The 20,195-nt window shown below is 40.6% G+C and carries 21 protein-coding genes; 14 read left to right on the top strand and 7 right to left on the bottom strand.

Going from position 1 to position 20,195, the window contains the following annotated elements:
• Window positions 1-87 precede the first annotated feature (87 nt).
• Window positions 88-1,089: a class I SAM-dependent methyltransferase gene (locus tag M1D81_RS10105; RefSeq protein WP_456267000.1), complete on the top strand. Its 1,002-nt coding sequence runs from the start codon at window positions 88-90 to the stop codon at window positions 1,087-1,089.
• On the opposite strand, the gene M1D81_RS10100 is transcribed toward M1D81_RS10105, so the two are convergent.
• From M1D81_RS10100 to M1D81_RS10090, 3 genes are all read right to left on the bottom strand, one after another.
• Window positions 1,079-2,566 carry a sodium:solute symporter family protein gene (locus M1D81_RS10100; RefSeq protein WP_456267001.1) on the bottom strand — a complete coding sequence of 496 codons (1,488 nt, stop codon included), beginning with the start codon at window positions 2,564-2,566 and terminating at the stop codon, window positions 1,079-1,081. The genes M1D81_RS10105 and M1D81_RS10100 overlap by 11 nt on opposite strands.
• Window positions 2,566-2,769, bottom strand: coding sequence for a DUF3311 domain-containing protein (locus M1D81_RS10095; RefSeq protein WP_024422700.1), 204 nt, complete (start codon window positions 2,767-2,769; stop codon window positions 2,566-2,568). Before M1D81_RS10095 ends, M1D81_RS10100 begins: the two co-directional genes overlap by 1 nt.
• Window positions 2,770-3,007: 238 nt before the next feature.
• Window positions 3,008-3,625 carry a nitroreductase family protein gene (locus tag M1D81_RS10090; RefSeq protein WP_024428323.1) on the bottom strand — a complete coding sequence of 206 codons (618 nt, stop codon included), beginning with the start codon at window positions 3,623-3,625 and terminating at the stop codon, window positions 3,008-3,010.
• 138 nt (window positions 3,626-3,763) lie between these two features.
• On the opposite strand from M1D81_RS10090, the gene M1D81_RS10085 reads away from it, so the two are divergent.
• Entirely contained in the window at window positions 3,764-4,096 is a 333-nt protein-coding gene (locus tag M1D81_RS10085) for a winged helix-turn-helix transcriptional regulator (protein WP_456267002.1), read from the top strand.
• 75 nt (window positions 4,097-4,171) lie between these two features.
• Window positions 4,172-4,390 (top strand): hypothetical protein, encoded by a 219-nt coding sequence (locus M1D81_RS10080; protein WP_024422697.1) that lies wholly within the window; start codon window positions 4,172-4,174, stop codon window positions 4,388-4,390.
• Window positions 4,391-4,427: 37 nt separating this feature from the next.
• Here the strand turns inward: M1D81_RS10080 and M1D81_RS10075 are convergent, their stop codons facing one another.
• Window positions 4,428-4,901 (bottom strand): Hsp20/alpha crystallin family protein, encoded by a 474-nt coding sequence (locus M1D81_RS10075; protein ID WP_456267003.1) that lies wholly within the window; start codon window positions 4,899-4,901, stop codon window positions 4,428-4,430.
• Between the two features lie 86 nt (window positions 4,902-4,987).
• Between M1D81_RS10075 and rarD the strand changes: the two genes are divergently transcribed.
• From rarD to bshB2, 4 genes are all read left to right on the top strand, one after another.
• On the top strand, window positions 4,988-5,899 hold the full coding sequence (gene rarD, locus M1D81_RS10070) for an EamA family transporter RarD (protein WP_456267004.1): 912 nt from the start codon (window positions 4,988-4,990) through the stop codon (window positions 5,897-5,899).
• Between the two features lie 78 nt (window positions 5,900-5,977).
• Window positions 5,978-6,259, top strand: coding sequence for a hypothetical protein (locus M1D81_RS10065; RefSeq protein ID WP_024428326.1), 282 nt, complete (start codon window positions 5,978-5,980; stop codon window positions 6,257-6,259).
• Window positions 6,256-6,606, top strand: a complete 351-nt coding sequence (locus M1D81_RS10060) for a YojF family protein (protein ID WP_008359999.1) — start codon at window positions 6,256-6,258, stop codon at window positions 6,604-6,606. Before M1D81_RS10065 ends, M1D81_RS10060 begins: the two co-directional genes overlap by 4 nt.
• 18 nt (window positions 6,607-6,624) lie before the next feature.
• A complete protein-coding gene (gene bshB2, locus M1D81_RS10055) occupies window positions 6,625-7,290 on the top strand; it encodes a bacillithiol biosynthesis deacetylase BshB2 (protein WP_456267005.1) in 666 nt (221 codons plus the stop codon).
• A 43-nt stretch (window positions 7,291-7,333) separates the two neighbouring features.
• On the opposite strand, the gene M1D81_RS10050 is transcribed toward bshB2, so the two are convergent.
• Window positions 7,334-8,695, bottom strand: a complete 1,362-nt coding sequence (locus tag M1D81_RS10050; protein WP_456267006.1) for an MATE family efflux transporter — start codon at window positions 8,693-8,695, stop codon at window positions 7,334-7,336.
• A 59-nt stretch (window positions 8,696-8,754) separates the two neighbouring features.
• The gene (locus M1D81_RS10045; protein WP_008359993.1) at window positions 8,755-8,880 is read right to left on the bottom strand and encodes a hypothetical protein; all 126 of its coding nucleotides are present in this window, start codon (window positions 8,878-8,880) and stop codon (window positions 8,755-8,757) included.
• 82 nt (window positions 8,881-8,962) lie between these two features.
• On the opposite strand from M1D81_RS10045, the gene cdaS reads away from it, so the two are divergent.
• From cdaS to odhB, 7 genes are all read left to right on the top strand, one after another.
• A complete protein-coding gene (gene cdaS, locus M1D81_RS10040) occupies window positions 8,963-9,589 on the top strand; it encodes a sporulation-specific diadenylate cyclase CdaS (RefSeq protein ID WP_254734021.1) in 627 nt (208 codons plus the stop codon).
• Between the two features lie 404 nt (window positions 9,590-9,993).
• The gene (locus tag M1D81_RS10035) at window positions 9,994-11,316 is read left to right on the top strand and encodes a LysM peptidoglycan-binding domain-containing protein (protein WP_456267007.1); all 1,323 of its coding nucleotides are present in this window, start codon (window positions 9,994-9,996) and stop codon (window positions 11,314-11,316) included.
• Window positions 11,317-11,393: 77 nt separating this feature from the next.
• Entirely contained in the window at window positions 11,394-11,972 is a 579-nt protein-coding gene (locus tag M1D81_RS10030) for a superoxide dismutase family protein (RefSeq protein WP_456267008.1), read from the top strand.
• A gap of 89 nt (window positions 11,973-12,061) precedes the next feature.
• Window positions 12,062-12,940, top strand: a complete 879-nt coding sequence (locus tag M1D81_RS10025) for an AAA family ATPase (protein WP_456267009.1) — start codon at window positions 12,062-12,064, stop codon at window positions 12,938-12,940.
• Window positions 12,941-12,951: 11 nt separating this feature from the next.
• Complete coding sequence (locus M1D81_RS10020) at window positions 12,952-14,868, top strand: vWA domain-containing protein (protein WP_456267010.1); 1,917 nt, start codon at window positions 12,952-12,954, stop codon at window positions 14,866-14,868.
• Between the two features lie 224 nt (window positions 14,869-15,092).
• Window positions 15,093-17,927, top strand: a complete 2,835-nt coding sequence (gene sucA, locus M1D81_RS10015; protein WP_456267011.1) for a 2-oxoglutarate dehydrogenase E1 component — start codon at window positions 15,093-15,095, stop codon at window positions 17,925-17,927.
• 14 nt (window positions 17,928-17,941) lie between these two features.
• Window positions 17,942-19,198 (top strand): 2-oxoglutarate dehydrogenase complex dihydrolipoyllysine-residue succinyltransferase, encoded by a 1,257-nt coding sequence (odhB, locus tag M1D81_RS10010; RefSeq protein ID WP_025093122.1) that lies wholly within the window; start codon window positions 17,942-17,944, stop codon window positions 19,196-19,198.
• 25 nt (window positions 19,199-19,223) lie between these two features.
• Here odhB and M1D81_RS10005 read toward each other — a convergent pair whose 3' ends face one another.
• Complete coding sequence (locus tag M1D81_RS10005) at window positions 19,224-20,183, bottom strand: bile acid:sodium symporter family protein (RefSeq protein ID WP_456267012.1); 960 nt, start codon at window positions 20,181-20,183, stop codon at window positions 19,224-19,226.
• Window positions 20,184-20,195: the final 12 nt, after the last annotated feature.

Genomic DNA, 20,195 nt, shown 5'->3' with positions numbered 1-20,195 from the left:
TTACTTTCTTGTTTTTAGAATATATAATAGGATTCTCCTGGCCAGGAGAATCCTATTTTTTGTTCTAAAATGAAGGAGTGTGTTTGTATGAAGAAAGATGAGTCCAGTGTCACTTCGTTAATATCGGCTTTTGCCAGATCCTATCATAGTCAATTTGATACACCTAAGATCTTTAATGATGATATAGCTAAAGAATTAATTTCTGAAAAAGAATTCAATGACATCAAAGAAAATATGGTTCAAGGCATACATTTCTTCAACAAAGATATCGCTCAAAAATTCGAAGGAAATACAGAAGAAATATTAAAATGGATTACACAAGTCCAGCTTTCTCCAATAACCTTATCACGTGCTGCGTATTGCGAAAAAGTATTGCTTCATGAGGTAGCGTTAGGAATAAAACAATATGTCATACTTGGTGCTGGATTAGATACTTTTAGTTTCCGGCATCCAGAATTAGAAAGCAGCTTAGAAATATTCGAAATTGATCATCCCACTACACAGGAATTTAAAAAGCAAAGATTGGACGAGGCTAAATTAAAAATCCCAAATAATCTTCATTTTGTTTCTATGGACTTCACCAAAAATTTGTCTTATCAAAACCTAATAGGTAAAGGATTTGATCACAAAAAGACGTTCTTTAGTCTTTTGGGTGTTTCATACTATTTAACGAAAGAAGAGGTTTCAAGCTTAATAGGTTATTTATTCACCAAGGTTCCATCAGGAAGTTCGATCGTTTTTGATTATGCAGATGAAAAACTATTCGAAGAAAAAGGAACCTCTAATAGAGTTGAAAATATGGTGAAAATGGCTTCAATAAGCGGGGAACCAATGAAATCGTGTTTTTCGTACCGTGAAATCGAAAAGGTGTTAGAGAAAGCAGATTTACTCATTTATGAACATTTATCACCTGATAAAATTAATGAACTGTATTTTAACAATAGAGAAGATTACCTATCAGCTTTTGAAACCATTCATTACATTCATGCCGTAAAAAATAAAGAATTGTGTTATGCAAAAAATCTTGTAGACTTTGCCTGCAAGATGAAAGCAGTCCTCATCAGGGGACTGCTTTTTCTTATCTTGTGACCGCTTCTGTTTTTTCATCATCCTTTTCAAATAGATCATTCATGACAGAATTGGATGTGACCTTCTTTTGGAAAAATGGATTCAAGATCAAGATGACGACGACGTTTGCTAGTAAACCAAGAAATCCTTCATAAAGACCGAACGTGACTTGTGAGATATTCGCTGTAAAGGTCACGATGATTCCAATGACTAACCCGGCAATCGTTGCTTCTCTCGATTGTTTTTTCCAGAACAAGCTGATGGCAATAGCTGGGAAGATTTGAACCATTCCTGAAACACCAATGAGCTGAAGCGTGACAAGTGCAGTTGGGAACAGCATCCCGAATAAAAGAGCGAGCCCGATGACGATAAACACCATCGAACGTGTAATGATGGTCAATCTTTTAGGTGACACATTCGGATGAATTAAGTCACGGTATAAATTATTGGCAAATAAATTTGATGCGCCAATGGCCATGATGGAGCATGGAATAAGGGAAGCCAGTGCAATTGTTGAATAAGCGAGTCCCTGCATCACGCCGCCATATGACGTTTGAATTAAATGAAGAAGAGCAAATCTTGGATTTGTATCTTCTGGTAAGACTAAAAAAGCAATAAATCCAAGGAAGATGACCAAAATCAATACAATATTATAAAGAGGCAAAAACATGCTGTTTTTACGGATGGCATCTGCGCTTTTGGCTGTAAAAACCCCAGTTGCTGCGTGTGCCCACATAAACAAAGCAAGAGCAGAAACGCCTGAAGCAGTTATGAACCATAAAATGCCTTTAGGACCGCCTTCAGGGATCGTTAGAAGCTGAGGCGCTTCTTTGGCTAACGTGTTCATCATCGGTGTCCAGCCGTTAAAATGAATAATTGGCAGTGAAACGACCATAAACAGCATGATCACCCAAACGAGAATATCCTTAATAATGGCTGTATATGTAGGACCTTTAATACCACTGAAAAATGTATAAAGTGCGACTAAAATAAATGAAATGATAACAACTGCATTCACATTAATATAATTAGTTCCAGCGACAGTTAACGTATCTTGAATTCCGCTCAGCTGAAGACAAATATAAGGAATCAGCATAAGCACCCCAACAATCGCAATCAAACTAGATAACAGCTTGCTGTCAAAGCGCTCACGTGCATAATCAGCAAGTGTTGTAAGGTTGTGACTTTTCGCCACCGTCCATAGTTTCGGTAAAAAGAAATAAGCAATAAAATAAGCTAGGACTGAATAGGGAATAGCGAAAAAAGCGACGCTTCCAGCTGTATAAGCTGTACTTGTAAGCCCTAAAAAGGTATAAGCTGTATATAAGTCTGCGCCAACGAGGAACCAGACAAGCAGTCCGCCAAATTTTCTCCCGCCGACAGACCATTCTTCTACTGACTGTCTTGATGATTTGTCACGACCAGCGGCAAATCCGATGACCACGACGATGAAAATAATACTTGCAGTAATCAATAAAGCTGTTAAATTTCCTTGCATTAGTCTGTTCCTCCATTTGAATGTTGCATCTTATAAATGATAAATGTGCAAATTGGTGTGAGTACAATCCATAGCAAGAGCCAGAAGTGGAAAAAGGGCAGCCCGATGACAAATGGATGAATACGATTCGCAAAAGGCAGCAAAGCGAGCTGTCCAATGAATGGAATCGCGATTAGCAGTGCCAGCATCAATTTTTTGTTCATAATTTCCTCCTGAATATTTTGTAATTTCATAATAATAGCAGTTGTCAGATTAGATCACAAGACCATTTTCAGAAAAAACAATCATTTTGATGAATATCATACTAATATAACGCTTTCATTCTTGAGAAAGGAGAGAGAGTGAAGATGTAAAGAGGGTGAAGGTGAAAGAAAGTATGTAGAAATAATATTTAAAGCAAATAAAAAAGCCCCAGCATATATGCTGAGACCTTGCCAATTTTTAAAGGAAATCAGAAACTTCTTCGATGTCGAAACGGTTGCTTTTATGAGCTTCTTTCGCTGCTTTACCAACTGAAATCAGCATAACCGGTTCGTAGCGGCCGCTTACATTAAATTCTTTGATGTACGCGTCTTTACTGAAACCACCCATTGCACATGTATCATAGCCCATTGCTTTTGCCGCAATCATTAATTGCATAGCAGCTAATGAAGCATTTGAATACGCTGCTTCGCGTGCATATTGCTCGCTTTGGTATGCGCCATTGATTTGAGTCATCAATGTTTCTTTAATGTCTTCTGTTATGAAGCCTTGTTCTGCCAGCTCACTGTAGATTTTTTCGCCATTTTGGTTAGCTTCTAGGTCACCTAGAACTGCAATAACAGCTGATGCCTGCGATACTTGCTTTTGGTTGTAAGCGATTGGAAGTAATTTTGCTTTTGCTTCAGCACTATGGAAAACAGTGAAATGCCAATGCTGAAGGTTCCAAGCAGATGGTGCTTTAGTTGTGATTTCAAGAAGCTCTGTTAACTCTTCTTTTGTCATTTCATGAGAAGTATCATACTCTTTTACTGAAGCTCTTTGTTTTAAGATGTCAATTGTTTTTTGATCGGTCGCCATATGGATATTTCCTCCCGTTTTTGCAAATAATATGGTACAATAAATAAAAAGTGAGAAACTTACTTATTGTAACTAGGGTTATTTTAAATTGTACACCGTTAGTTTGTCAAACAATCATGAAAAGAAAGGCTGAAATTTATGGAATTCCAATTATGTCCACACATTCAGCAAGCTTTTTTACTTCTAGGAAAAAGGTGGAACGGTCTCATTATACATGTATTGCTTGATGGACCAAAGCGTTTTAAAGACCTCACAGACACGATCCCGTCGATCAGTCAAAAAATGCTCGCAGAGCGTTTAAAAGAGCTCGAGCAAGAAGGGATTATAGAGCGGACTGTCCTGCCTGAGACGCCTGTCAAAGTCATTTACAGTTTAACTGAAAAAGGGAATGCGTTACATGAAGTGTTTCATGAGGTATCTCGGTGGGCTGGGAAGTATATAGGCTCTCACGAGAAAAAGGAACAAGCCTAGTTTCAGGTTTGCCCAAACATTTTGACTCCTGATGAATATGCTGATGTTAGGCACATGACAAAGGAGGAGAAATGCATGTACCCTCATACTCCGTATTTTCGAGGCGGCGCCCCTGGCATTCCGCCATATGAATCCAGAGTCCCTTTGTTTTTTGGTTTTGGCGCTCCTTTAGTCGGCGGACTGCTTGGCGGATTTCTAGGAAGTGCGATTTTTAATTATCCCCGTCCATATTACCCGCCGCCACCACCGCCTGCTCCACCACCTTATGGCGGCGGATATCCACCATATTATTAAAAAGAGTAAGCCTGCTTCCGTTTTTAAAGCAGGCTTTTTATAATGGAATATCAATTTCAGAAATTCCTGGATCATCATGTTTTAAAAACATAATTTCCAATATACCATCTTGATATGATGCCTTCGTTCCTTTACGTTTCACAGCAGCAGGGAGGACGACTTTCTTCTGCGTCCCTTCTTCAGGAAAATGATCAATAAACAGCAGATTGGCTGTATGTTTGATTTTGACTTTTTCTGTGTTCGGACGAGCAAGTTCAATTTTGACAAACACATGATCAGTCGTTTCGAACACTTCGACTTCTGGCTCTTTTTCTTTTTCGGCATCAGTTTCTCTCGTTTTTTGATTTTGAGAAAGGGGGTTCTGAAATGGGAACTGAGCAGGATAATTGGAGCCGAATACACTTTCCATGACTTGATTGACATACTGCTCAACGTCTTTAGGATCTGAATTCTTTAAGGCTTCTTTTGAGAACTGCTTTTGAAAAGGGAATAATCGGTTCCAGTCAAACATGCGAATCATCCTTTCTAAATGCCCTGAATTAGTATATGCCCATTCGCCTGCGTGCGTGCTATAATATACGTTAGATTTAGAAAGGGATGGTTACATTGAACGAACAGCAATCAAAAGGTGTTCTCTACACTGCAGCATCTTTTATACTCTGGGGTTTATTCCCGTTATATTGGAAGCTGATGGAGCATATTTCGTCAGGCGAAATTTTAGCGCACAGAATTGTATGGTCATTTGTGTTTATGTGCGGTATTCTTTTGTATTTAAAACAAGTCCGTCCAGCGATGCAGACAGTGAAGGGTCTCATACTGGATGGTAAAGCATTTTTTTCATTACTTTTATCTGCTATTTTAATTTCGGTCAACTGGTATGTTTACATTTGGGCAGTCAATCATGGTCTTATGCTAGAAGCAAGTTTAGGGTACTATATTAATCCGCTTGTATCCGTTCTATTAGGCATTATTTTCTTAAAAGAACGACTAAATAAATTGCAAACCATTGCCATCCTCATTGCCGCATTTGGGGTGATCCTTTCAACAGTTCAATACGGGTCATTTCCTGTTGTTGCTTTCTTATTAGCTCTTAGCTTCGGCTTTTATGGTTTGATTAAAAAAAGGATGAGCTTCACGAGCGCGATTGGTTTGACGATTGAAACGCTGCTTCTCGCACCGGCTGCACTTGTGTACTTATTATTTTTCTTAAAAGAACCTGTCGTGACTATGAATCCTAACAGCTTCGGGTCGCTCGGTCTCTTATTTTTTGCAGGCGTTTTTACAGCCGTGCCGCTTCTTTTATTCTCAGAAGGCGCAAAAAGAATTCCACTTTATCAAGTGGGCATTTTGCAATACATTGCACCGACAATTACGCTGTTTTTAGGGCTGTTTGTCTATCACGAACACTTATCCGCAGCTAAAATTGTGACATTCCTTTGTATTTGGGTGGCGATTTTACTGTTTACCACCTCTCAATTACGCATGAAAAAAACAGCGAATTCTCATTAAGCCAAACGAGCAGTTTGCTTTTTTTTGCAGGCGGATCATGTCATAATAAGTTGTTACCAAAACTGTAGAGGTGATCATATGTCGTCAGCTCATGAGCTTGCAGCCGCCTATCAATCTTTATGGAAAAATCGTCAGCTTGATGTTGATGATATGTCTTCTTTACACGAGGCTATATGTGATGATTTACTTGATGCACGAACACATCCGCGGGCAAGGAAATCATTACACCAAAAGTATGTGCTTGCTGTGGAGAGAATTTTAGAAAGTGAGCTTAAGCATGATCATCAGCTGCAGCTGATCAGCTTACATACGAAAAAGCTGCGAGAATTAATTCAAAATGAAGGAAGGAACCACTCATGAAACCAATTCAAACGGAAGATGTCACTGCACATCTTGAATCGTTTTTAAATCGTCCAGTCTTCGTTCATCTTGAAACGACAACTGGTTCTTATTCAGCTCATGTAAATGAACAAAATATGACGGTTGTTGCGTATATCCGCAACGCGAAAGTCGTCTATTCACAGGCGAAAATAAAAGGACAAGGTCCATACCGTGTTGGAATGAAAACAGAAGATGGCTGGATTTACGCAGAAGGATTAACCGATTATGTGTTTGATGACCAAGGCCGCCTGCTATTAGCTGGACACTTGCCAGACGGTAAACTAGCGATTTCATTACAAATTAGTGAAACACCATTTCAGGTGTAGAAGAAAGGGTGACAAGTCATGAACGAACATGTACTAGTGATGCTGCCTCACCCCGATGATGAATCCTTTGGGGTTGCTGGTCTCATTGCACAAAGCAGAAAACGCGGAATTCCCGTCACATATGCATGCGGGACACTTGGAGAAATGGGCAGAAATATGGGAAGCCCAACATATGCGAACCGTGAAACACTTCCTGAATTAAGAAAACAGGAATTAATCAATGCCTGCAAAGAAATGGATATCACAGACTTACGTATGCTTGGCCTGCGTGATAAAACATTGGAATTTGAAGACGACGAGTATTTAGCAGATGTGATGGAAACCATCATTGATGAAGTCAAACCGACACTCATTGTGACGTTTTATCCAGGACACGGTGTACATCCTGATCATGATGCGACAGGTGAAGCTGTGATTCGTGCTCTATATCGCAAGAAAAAAGAAGACCGTCCTGTCACATACTGCATGGCCATTACGAAGAATAGAGAAGAAGTCCTTGGACATGCGGATATTGTGATTGATATTACAGATGTTGCAGATATCAAATTAAATGCACTGAGAGCGCATAGAACGCAAACAGAGGGCATGCTGAGAGAGCTTGAACAAAAGCTGAAAAACAATGAACCAGTTGTCCAGAAATGGTTTGATGAAGAAATTTTGTGGACGTATCGATGGAATGATTAAACACAAAAGCAGCTGATATTTGTCAGCTGCTTTTGTGTTGTATTTAGTGGTTCGATACATATCGAAGGTGACGTTTTTGAATCAATCTGAGACGGATAAAGAGGACGATGGCGCCTGCGGCAAGCCCGGCAATCAGTCCGATCCAATAACCAAACGCCCCAAAGGAGGTATATGTGCCAATGAGATAACCGGCAGGAAGACCGATGACCCAGTAAGAGACAAAAGCAGCAATCAGCGTATAATTCACATCTTTATAGCCGCGCAGAGCCCCTTGAATGGGTGCAGCAATCGCATCTGACAGCTGGAAAAAGATCGCGTAAATCAAAAAGTGCTGTGTCATTTGTAAAACAGCTGATTCAGCTGTATATAAACCAGCGATCTCTGGTCTGAATAGCAAGATGAGGGCCGCCGTACATAATGAGAATAATACCGCCGTTCCAATGCCGATATAGCTGTAGCTTTGCGCGTCTTGATACCTCTTAGCCCCCGCTTCAAACCCAACAACGATCGTTAACGCCATTGAGATACTAAGCGGTAAAATATAAAGAATAGAAGCAAAGTTCATCGCTGCTTGGTGACTGGCGATAGTAATAGTATCAAAGTGCCCCATTAATAGCGTCACTGCGGCAAAGATACTCGTTTCAAAAAAGATCGCAAACCCGATCGGAAGGCCAATTTTCAGTATTTGCCCTATACGGGAGATATTCATTCGAGGCAGTTTTTGAAACAAACGAAATGAGGCAAATGGTTCTGCTTTAATGACAATAAAAATACTCATGATGAAAATCGCCCAATACGTCATTGCAGATGCAAGACCGGCACCCGCGCCCCCAAGCTTTGGAAAGCCAAAATTCCCAAAAATCAATGCGTAATTTAAAACAAAGTTAATAGGAAGTGCTGTGAGCGTGATGAACATTGTCACACGTGTTTTCCCTAATGCATCAATAAATGACCTTAGCACCGAATAACCAAACAGCGGAATGATGCCAAAAGCAAGAAAGCTGAGAAAATGCCGGGCAATATCCTCTACAGAGTGCTCGAGTCCAAGTCCTCCTAGTATGTAAGGAACGCTGATCGTACCAATGACAATCACAGCGATACTTAAAAGAAAGGATAAATAAATCGCCTGAAAGACAGCCCGGGGAACATCTTCTTTATGCCCAGCGCCCATCAGCTGAGCCACAATCGGAGTAACGGCCATCAAAATCCCGGCAAGTCCCGTATAAACAGGTGTCCAAATACTAGAACCGATTGCAACACCCGCAAGGTCTTCTGCACTCACTTTTCCAGACATCACCGTATCTAAAAAGGTAATAAGCGAAAGACCTGCTTGGGTGATTAAAATCGGAATCAAAATGGTTAAAAATAGTGTTAGCTTTGCTCGAATGCTATTCGTTTCTCTCATCATAAGTTCCTCTCTGAACAGAAATAACGAGAGGAATTATATCATGCTATGTAAAAAAATCAATTCTCCGTCGGATTATTTTTCTTAGATGGCTTCGTTTTTTTAAACATTTGGGCATAAATAAAAGAAAGACTGACAACACCTAAAATGCTGCAAGCATATTGGATGATTTTCTGAATGGTCATATTAAGCTCACCTCCATACAAATAGAATGTGCACAATTTGCTATTTTATAACAACAAGCGAAAGAAGGAGGGAAAAGATCAGATGATCCACCTGACGAACGAAGAAGTGATATTTAAAGCCGGGATGAGAACACATTTGATGAACATTATGAAGGATGCAAGTGACATCATTGATTCTCTTGATGAAACAGAGCAGTGTTTACTTTGTGATCTCGAAGCATTGCATGATCAGTTTAATGAAATGCATGCAGAGGCCTCGTCGTTTTATTTACAAGCGTATATGGAAGAATTCACACCAGGATTTGCTCAATTTTCTTTAGCCATTGAGAATTTATCAAAACAAAAGCATGGAGCACTCATTGTGATTCAAAGACGCGATGAGGTTGAGGATTTTATTCAAAAAGGGACAAACCTTCATGCGAAAATTAGTGCTTCCTTAATAGAAAGCATTTTCTACCCGGGAAATCCACTGCATGATGGCGCTCTTTTAGTCAAAGAAAATACACTTGTTTCTGCTGCAAATGTGCTGCCGCTTACCTCAAAAAAAGTGAGTCCTTCGCTTGGCACAAGGCACAGGGCAGCGATCGGACTCTCTGGTATGACAGATGCACTTGTTCTTGTCGTATCAGAAGAAACGGGGAAAATGTCGTTTGCGAAAGAAGGCGTGCTTTATCCGCTTACCGTAAAAGATCCGGAAATAAGAAAATAAAAACGAACGCTGCATTCTTCATTCGGAAGGATGCTTTTTTATTTACGGAGAAAAAACAGCCAATTAAGTAAAAAGTCATTTGATACAGAAAAATTTGTCATGTAGAATAGAACTATGAAACTAGCAGCGTGCTTGTTTTGACAAATTTCTAAACGTCAACTTAAAAATTCCTTAAAAAATGTTTATAAATACAACAAACAGCCGATAGAAACGATATGGCTTTGTTGTTTAGCATTTTGAGTTGGCTGCTTTAGCCTATTTGTTATTGCCCAACGTCTTCATGTCGAGTAATATAATAGAAATAAAGATAAAATAGTGCAAGAGAAGCAGAACCATTAAATGCTAAACTCAAAACTAGTACATAAATCTTATTGGACAAAATCACGAAAGGCGGAGATTCCTCTATGAAGAAAAAAGTAGTAACCGGACTCACAGTTTCAGCGATCGCTGGCTCAGCTGTGTTTGCTGCACCGGCAGAAGCACAGACGATCAAGGTGAAAAGCGGTGACTCACTTTGGAAGATTGCCGAACAGTACAATACAAGTATTTCGGAGCTTCAATCTCTTAATCAATTAAAAACGACAATGATTTTTGCAGGACAAAGCTTAAAAATTCCTGGTGAAAAAAGCAAGAAATCCAGTTCATCAACAAGGTCAAAAGCAAAGAAATCAAGTGCTTCAACGACTTCCAGCTATACTGTAAAGCTTGGAGATTCTTTATGGCTGATTGCAAAAAATCATAAAATGTCAGTTGCGAGCTTAAAAAGCCTAAACAGCTTAAACAGCGACCTGATTCGTCCTGGTCAAAAGCTAAAGGTATCTGGAAGCACGAAGACGAGCGGAAGCCAGTCATCAAATTCAAACTCATCTTCAAATTCCAGCTCAAGCAAAAAGACAACGAACTCAAATAGTTCATCATCTTCAAGTACATACAAGGTTAAATTAGGGGATTCCCTTTGGAAAATTGCAAATTCGCTAAATATGTCGATTGGTGAAATCAAAACATTGAACGGATTAAAATCTGATATGATTTATCCGAATCAAGTATTGAAAGTAAAAGGAACGGCTGCATCAAAACCAAGTCAGCCGAAACCTACTAAGCCAAGCAATTCAAACAGTAACCAGTCTTCTAGCGGGAAAACAAGCTCTTATACTGTAAAATCAGGCGATTCGTTATGGAAAATTGCGAATCAATTCAAAGTACAGGTTCAATCAATCCGCACAGCCAACAGCTTGAAAAGTGATGTGCTTAGAATTGGACAAGTCTTAAAAATCAATGGTGCAGCTTCCGGCTCAACTGGATCGAATGGCTCTACGTCTAACGGTTCAACAACTCCGGCCAACAATAACAAAAACGATGTACCAATGAACGCAAAGATCACGACAATGATTCAAGAGGGGAAAAAGCTGACAGGCGTTCCTTACAGATGGGGCGGTAATACACCAGCAGGATTTGACTGCAGCGGCTTTGTTTACTATCTCATTAACAAAGTTTCATCTGTATCCAGATTAAGCACAGCTGGCTACTGGAATATGATGACTCCTGTAAGCACACCACAAGTTGGAGATTTTGTTTATTTTACAACGTACAAAGCAGGACCTTCTCATATGGGACTATACCTTGGCGGAGGAGATTTCCTTCATGCAAGTGACAATGGAGTAGGAATCTCGAACTTAAGCAACCCATATTGGAAAAAAGCCTACTTAGGTGCAAAACGTTTCTTCTAAAAAAAGCCGATTTCGGCTTTTTTTGTTTGCCTGCTGCTGTGATTGTCCATACTGATAACAAAAGGGGGCAGTCATAAATGAAAAAGTCAGTGTGGATGATCATGATATGTTTGATCTTTACCGCATCAGCATGTCATGCACCGCCGAAAAAAGAAACGACAGAAGAAACAAGTGAAGTTTCAGCACCTAAACAAGCACCAGTCACAACGTCACTCATAAACGAAAGCGGGCAAAAAATAGGAAGCATTGAAATAAGAGAATCCTCAGAAAATGGGCTGGATCTGCATGTAAAAGCGAAAGGGCTGCCGCCAGGTCCTCACGGTTTTCATATTCATGAAACAGGAATATGTGAAACGCCAGATTTTGAAAAGGCAGGGGCTCACTTTAATCCAACCCATAGAGAGCATGGTTTTGACAATCCAAAGGGGCACCATGCTGGAGATATGCCTAATTTAGAGGTAGGAGCAGATGGACAAATTGATGTGGTTGTGAACGTACCGGATGTGACGTTAAAGGGAGGCCCGAATCAATTAATCGATCAAAATGGGCGAAGCTTTATCATTCATGCAGAAGCAGATGATTATTTAAGCAACCCTTCTGGAAACTCAGGGAAACGCATCGCTTGCGGATCGATCACAAAAGAAATGGTAAAATAACAGAAGTCTAACCTTTATGTATTGAGTGCATAAAGGTTTTTTTAGTATACTTGGTGAGGAAAATGATCGAAGAGAGGAATTAATCATACATGTTTAACGAACAATCACTCCCAGAAGAAATTCAAGCAATAATTGCAGCAAAAGCAAAAGTGCTGGAAGAAGAATTTCGTCCACTTATTGGAACAGGCGGCTATGAATCACAGGATACTTCTATCATTCAAGATGCCATGATTGCATTAGCATTAGGAAAAAATGTTCTTTTAAAGGGGCCGACCGGCTCAGGTAAAACAAAACTAGCAGAAACATTATCCGCTTTCTTTCAGCAGCCGATGCACAGTGTAAACTGCTCGGTTGATCTTGATGCTGAAAGTTTGATTGGCTATAAAACCATTCACAATGATGGTCAGGTGGCTTCGATTGAATTCATTGAAGGACCTGTGACAAAAGCAATGAAAAAAGGCCATCTTTTATATATTGATGAAATCAACATGGCGAAGCCAGAAACACTGCCTATTTTAAATGGTGTACTCGACTACAGAAAAATGATGACAAACCCATTTACAGGTGAGGTTGTTCGAGCAGAAGAAGGCTTTGGCGTCATTGCGGCAATCAATGAAGGATATGTCGGCACAGTACCTTTAAATGAAGCGTTAAAAAACCGTTTTGTTGTCATTGACGTTCCATATATCGGCGGCGGTATCCTGAAAGATGTACTGCAATCTCAATCTGTTTTAAAGGATGAGCGGTTAATTGATCAATTCGTTCAGCTCTCATCAGACCTCATTACACAAGCTCATAACGGACAGGTGAGTGAAGAAGCAGCATCCATCCGCGCACTCCTGGATACTTGTGATCTTGCGCAATACATTCCGCCGCTTCGTGCCGTTGAACGAGGCATTGTTGAAAAGCTGGAAGATGACCGGGAAAAAGCAGCGGTAAGAAATATCGCTCAAACATTATTCGAGTGAGGTTCTGACTTTTGAAATTCATCAAATTTAATGACAGCAGAATCGATTCATTTCTATTTATGGAATTAACGGATTTAGCCAAAACGTTAGCAAAAAGTGATGATGTCGAGCTTGAATACGGTGTGCAGTCCTACTATGAACCGTTTGAAAAGAAAATTTTCATCAGTCATTTTTGGGATGATCGTAAACAAGAAGATATGCTAGCAGGGCTGAAAAGTGATGTGTTCCTTCGTGCAGTAGGGACGGTTTATAGTGATCTTACGGTATTTCAGGAGATCATTCGCTATGCCCATACATTATCCATTCCTGATGTATGTAAACAATTGTTTATGCTGTTTGAAGATATCCGGATTGAAGAGCGGATTAAACATGACCGCCCAGGAACAAAAAAGGTATTTAAACGAAGAAGAGAGCTGTACCGGCGTCACTTTAAGACACAATTAACGATTAACCAAGAACGAAGTATTTTAACAGATGCACTTTTTTGTGCGATTTATGTGAAGCTGACAGCTGATTCTCCGCTCGAAGAGATTCCGCCTCTTCATGAGCAGATCAACCCGATGATTCCGTTTATTGAGTCAAGTCTTGAACGTGTGTATGATGCGGGTTCAACAGCAGACATCGCAGCTATTGTCAAAGAATTGACGGAAGGCTTCGATGAACTGCTTGAAAAGGATATGCTGAATACGTACTTTTTCTTCCCTGAATTGGACTATGAACAAGCGGCAAAAGAACCGCTGTTCCATGATTTAAAAAGAAAACCTACATTAAGTGAGGACATTAAAGTCGACCGAGAAAAAGAAGGCGATGAAGACATTCACCAAGAGTACATGGAAGTGTGGCATCGAGAAACCGAAGCGCCATCCAAAAGTTTCCTACAATTTGATTTAGAGCACGGCGGTAAAAGTGATCTTGGTAAGGATGCGGCAAGAGAAGGTGATGACGGAGATCAGGCACTCGGAACTGTCCAAGGTTCTGCAAAGCAAACACACCGAAAAGATTATTCAAAGCTTGAAGCGCTGGAAGAGGCTGAAGGTGAAGAAAGCGGAGCAGATGGTCATGAGAATGGAAAAGAAAACAAATATGCGTTTCCAGTCATGATTTCACCAGATCCTCCTAAGCCAGAACAAATCGATATATACAAGCAGCATGCTAAGGAAATTGAGCCTTATCAGAAACGCTTAAAACAAATGATCCAAAAAACACTTGAACATAAAAAATCATGGCCTAAAACAGACCTTCATGCAGGACGTCTCAGTAAAAAGCTGATTCGCTACTTTACAGAGTCTAACCCGCGTCTTTTCTATAAAAAACAGGCGCCGTCTTCTCAGATTGATGCTGTTTTCACCTTATTAGTAGACTGTTCAGCGAGCATGTTTGACAAGATGGATGAGACGAAAAAAGGCATTGTTCTCTTTCATGAAGCGTTAAAATCCGTGCAAGTCCCACATCAAATTGTTGGGTTTTGGGAAGATACAAACGACGCAACAGAAACAAGTCAGCCAAACTACTTCAACACAGTCGTGTCGTTCAAAGATTCTCTATTTGATGCAGGGCCTTCAATTATGTCCCTTGAGCCAGAAGAGGATAACCGGGATGGTTATGCGATCCGTCAAATGACAAAGATGATTTTAAAGCGAAGAGAAGAGCAAAAGTTTCTGATTGTCTTTTCAGACGGAGAGCCAGCTGCGTTCAGCTACGAACAAAACGGGATTGTCGATACGCATGAAGCAGTTCTTGAAGCGAGGAAAAAGGGCATTGAGGTGATCAATGTGTTTTTATCCAATTCGCCGATAGAAGAAGCACAGATGAAAACCATTCAAGATATGTATGGCAAGTTCAGCATTTTTGTACCAGATGTCGATACATTGCCAGATGTTTTATATCCATTACTGAAGAAACTGCTGCATAAAAGCATTGGGGCATAAGGTTTTGCCCCTTTCTTCAAATTATTTTTCGGAATGATTTAAATTTTTGGTTTTTCTGTGAATTTTTTATCTTTAATTGAACAAAGAATGTAGAAAGTAATCCAAAACAGTGGTAGAATATTATTGGAAGCGTTTTATTACATAAATTTGGTCATTGTGTTCTGGAAGTTATATCGAGATAGTGTTCAATCACTTGATGATCAAAGTTGGGGGTAGTGTTCAAAATGTTTCAAAATGATGTGAAACAACCGTTGAGTTGGGAAGAATTTCATGGTCCGAACCTCGGCTATGTGCTCGAGCTCTACGATCAGTATGTCCAGGATCCTACTAGTGTTGATGAAGATCTAAGAGGCATATTTGATGAACTTGGTGCACCACCGAGTGAAATGAAGGAGGAAATTGGGAAAAAAGAAAATAGCGTAGTTACTTCTGAACAAATCCAAAAGATAGCATCAGTCGTTAAACTGGCAGAAGACATCAGAACGTATGGCCATTTAAATGCTTCCGTCAATCCTCTTCGTAAAGAAAAGGAATTAAAAGAGCTGTTTCCTTTAAAGGAGTACGGTTTAACAGAAGAAGATGTCAAGAATATTCCGATATCTATTATTAGTCCGGATGCACCAAAACACATTTCAAACGGCATAGAAGCCATTAACCATTTGAGAAATACGTATAAGCGTACCATTTCATTTGAGTTTGATCACGTGCATGACTTCGAAGAGCGGAACTGGCTCTCAAAATCAATCGAGTCTGGTGAACTATTTAAGAAAAAACCAGCAGAAAAACTAGTTTCTGTATTCAAGAGATTAACAGAAGTTGAGCAGTTCGAGCAGTTTCTTCATAAAACATTTGTTGGGCAAAAGCGTTTCTCTATAGAAGGTTTAGACGCACTTGTCCCAGTACTTGATGAAATTATTTCAGAGTCTGTTACACAAGGGACTTCAAATATTAACATTGGAATGGCACACAGAGGCCGTTTAAATGTATTAGCACATGTGTTAGGAAAACCATATGAGATCATTTTCTCAGAATTCCAGCATGCGCCAAATAAAGAGCTTGTTCCATCAGAAGGGTCTATTGGCATCAGCTACGGATGGACAGGGGATGTTAAGTACCATCTTGGAGCTGACCGTCAAATCAAAGACGAAGATACAAAGAGTGCGAGAGTCACGCTTGCGAATAACCCAAGTCACTTGGAGTTCATTGATCCAATCATTGAAGGAAGCACGCGTGCCGCTCAAGAATCACGTACTCAAAAAGGCTATCCAGTTCAAGACGTTGAAAAAGCGTTAGCCATCTTAATTCATGGGGATGCAGCATTCCCTGGAGAAGGAATTGTGGCAGAAACATTAAATTTAAGCCAGCTTGTAGGCTATCAAGTGGGCGGAACCATCCATATTATTGCCAACAATATGATCGGGTTTACAACGGAAAGCAATGAATCCCGCTCGACGAAATATGCGAGTGACCTTGCAAAAGGGTTTGAGATTCCTATTGTTCACGTCAATGCAGATGATCCAGAAGCGTGTTTAGCGGCTGTTCAGCTAGCAGTAGAATACCGCAAACGTTTCAAGAAGGATTTCCTTATTGACTTGATCGGTTACCGCAGATACGGTCATAACGAAATGGATGAGCCTTCTACAACTCAGCCAATGCTGTACGATGCGGTCAGAAAGCATAAAACGGTCAAGAATATCTTTGCAGATAAACTTGTCTCAGAAGGTCTTTTGACAAAAGAGCAGCGTGAAGAAATCGAGCAGGCTGTGACGGCAAAAATAGAAGAAGCTTATAAAAAGGTGCCTTCAAAGAAAGAAAACACGATTCAAGAAATTGAACTGCCAGAGCCTGTATCAAACGGCTTCCCAGCAGTGGATACATCAGTAGAATTTGATGTATTGCGAAAGCTGAATGAAGAATTGATCAGCTGGCCGAATGATTTCCAAGTATTTGGCAAGCTGAAGCGGATCCTTGAAAAACGTGCAAAAGTGTTTACAGATGACCGTAAAGTAGAATGGTCACTTGGGGAAGCACTCGCATTTGCATCTATATTAAAAGACGGTACGCCAATTCGAATGACCGGACAGGATTCAGAGCGTGGTACTTTTGCTCAAAGAAACCTTGTTCTTCACGACAGTCAAACGGGAGATGAATTTATTGCTCTTCATGAACTGAGTGATGCAAATGCATCGTTTACTGTTCATAACAGTCCACTGTCAGAAGGCTCAGTCATCGGGTTTGAATATGGTTATAACGTCTATTCTCCTGAAACGTTAGTGATTTGGGAAGCTCAATTCGGAGACTTCGCAAATGCGGCTCAAGTGTATTTTGATCAATTTATCTCAGCCGGCCGTGCAAAATGGGGACAAAAATCAGGTTTAGTTATGCTGCTGCCGCATGGATATGAAGGACAAGGTCCTGAGCATTCAAGTGGAAGAACAGAGCGCTTCCTGCAATCAGCTGCTGAGAATAACTGGACAGTTGCGAACCTGACAAGTGCAGCGCAATATTTCCATATTCTTAGAAGACAGGCGAAAATGCTGCTTCGTGAAGAGATTCGTCCGCTTGTCATTATGACACCGAAGAGTCTGCTTCGTAACCCGAACACATTGTCTGAAGTCCAAGAATTAACGGATGGACAGTTCCATCCAGTTCTTGAACAGCCAGGTCTTGTACATGATCACGAAAAAGTATCACGTCTCGTGCTATCTAGCGGGAAGGTATCCATTGATATTAGTGATCGTTTTACTCAAATGCAAGAGCCGAAAGATTGGCTTCACGTTGCAAGAGTGGAACAGCTATATCCGTTCCCAGCCAAAGATATTAAAGGAATTTTAACAAAGCTGACAAACTTAGAAGAAATCGTATGGGTGCAAGAAGAACCACAAAATATGGGAGCTTGGGGATACATTGAGCCATATTTACGTGAAATTGCGCCTGAAAAAGTAAAAGTACGTTACATCGGCCGAAGAAGACGTTCAAGTACGGCTGAGGGTGATCCAACTGTGCATAAAAAAGAACAAGAACGAATTGTATCTGATAGCTTGACTCGCAAAAACTAAGGGGGAAATGAAAAATGGCGGAAATTAAAGTACCTGAATTAGCGGAATCAATCTCGGAAGGAACGATTGCTCAATGGCTAAAGCAGCCGGGCGATTATGTGGAGCAGGGGGAGTACCTGCTGGAACTTGAAACAGATAAAGTCAATGTCGAACTGACTGCTGAAGAATCTGGTGTATTAAAAGAAGTGCTGAAAGATTCTGGTGACACTGTACAAGTTGGAGAGGTCATCGGAACGATTGCAGCAGGTGAAGCTGGCGGAAGCGAGTCCGCAGCTCCAGCACCTGAGCAAGCTTCTGCACCAGCTTCGAAAGAAGAACCGGCAGCTGCTCAAAAAGAAGAAGCAGTGAAAGAAGAGCCGAAAGCTGGTAATGGCAGAACCATCGCTTCTCCTGCAGCTAGAAAATTAGCGAGAGAGAAGGGATTAGACTTATCTGAGATTCCAACCGTAGATCCGCTGGGCAGGGTACGAAAGCAGGATGTCGCTTCTTATCAAAAGAATGAAGCACCTGCAAGTGCACCGAAAGCCGCGCCAAAAGCAAATGCTGCGGTGCAAACTGAACAACCAGGAAAGCCAGTTGAACGTGAAAGAATGTCACGCCGCAGACAAACAATTGCAAAACGTTTAGTTGAAGTTCAACAAACGGCTGCGATGCTCACGACATTTAATGAAGTCGATATGACAGCTGTGATGGATTTAAGAAAGCGTCGTAAAGATGCCTTCCTAGAGCAAAATGATGTCAAGCTTGGCTTCATGTCCTTCTTTACAAAAGCAGTTGTAGCAGCACTGAAGAAATATCCGCTGCTTAATGCAGAAATTCAAGGTGATGAGCTTGTCGTAAAGAAATTCTATGACATCGGCATCGCTGTTGCTGCAAACGAAGGACTTGTCGTACCGGTTGTCCGTGATGCAGACAGATTGTCATTTGCGGGGATTGAAAAAGAAATTGGTCATCTTGCGAAAAAAGCAAGAGATAACAAATTGTCTCTTAATGAGTTACAAGGTGGATCATTCACGATCACAAACGGTGGAACATTTGGTTCTCTGCTTTCAACTCCGATTTTAAACAGCCCGCAAGTTGGAATTTTAGGGATGCATAAAATTCAGCTTCGTCCGGTCGCGATTGATGAAGAACGTTTTGAGAACCGTCCGATGATGTATTTAGCTCTTTCTTACGACCACCGCATTGTCGATGGTAAAGAAGCAGTTGGATTCCTCGTTACGATTAAAAATCTGCTTGAAGATCCTGAGCAGCTATTACTTGAAGGATAATCTTCAATTATAAAAAGCTAGCACCCTAACAGGGGCTAGCTTTTTTTCTTTCACTGTCATGTTGTCCTCGTTTTGACCAATACGTCGCAAGACAGGAACCAGATAAATTATGCCACACACTAAAAATGGCACTTGGTACGGCTGCGAGCGGTGAGAAGTGTGCTGTTGCTAGCGCTGCACCTAGCCCGGAGTTTTGCATGCCTACTTCGATCGAGATCGCTCTACGTGAAGGGATATCCATTCTGCACCACTTTGCGATCAGGTAACCAATTAAGAGACCAAGTCCATTATGTAATATAACAACGGCAAATATCAGCAATCCAGATTGAAGAATCTGCTCTTTATTTGCACTGACAACTGCTGCAATGATCAGCACAATTCCAGCAACAGATACAAGCGGCAATGCTTGAACCGCATAGTTTACTTGTTTTTTGAAAAATACCTTAACGATAACCCCTAAGATAATAGGAATTAGCACAACTTGGACAATCGACAAAAATAATGCCTCCGGTGATACAGGTAACCATGATCTTGCAAAAATATAGATAAAGAGAGGCGTTAAAAAGGGAGCAAGAAGGGTCGATATAGTTGTGACCGCTACGGATAATGCCATATTGCCTTTTGCCAAGAAGGTCATGACATTGGAAGCTGTACCGCCCGGGCAGCAGCCCACAAGAATAACGCCTACAGCAATTTCAGATGGCAGCTGTAATCCGTAAGCTAATAGAAAGGCGATCAGCGGCATGAGTGTGTACTGCGCCAAAACCCCGATTAGCACATAGAGAGGTTTTCGAAAAAGCTCCTTAAAATCTTCACCAGATAATGTAAGCCCCATCCCAAACATAATGACACCTAGTAAAAACGGAATATACGGTCCAATCTGAGAAAATACGTCAGGAAAAGCAAATCCAAGACATGCAAAGATAATGACCCAGATTGCAAAGGTTCTTCCTGCAAATTGACTAATGGTTAAAAGAATGTTCATTCATTGCTTCAT

It is taken from the genome of Bacillus sp. JZ105 (assembly GCF_053903125.1).
This window is presented reverse-complemented; position numbering and strand designations above follow the sequence as displayed.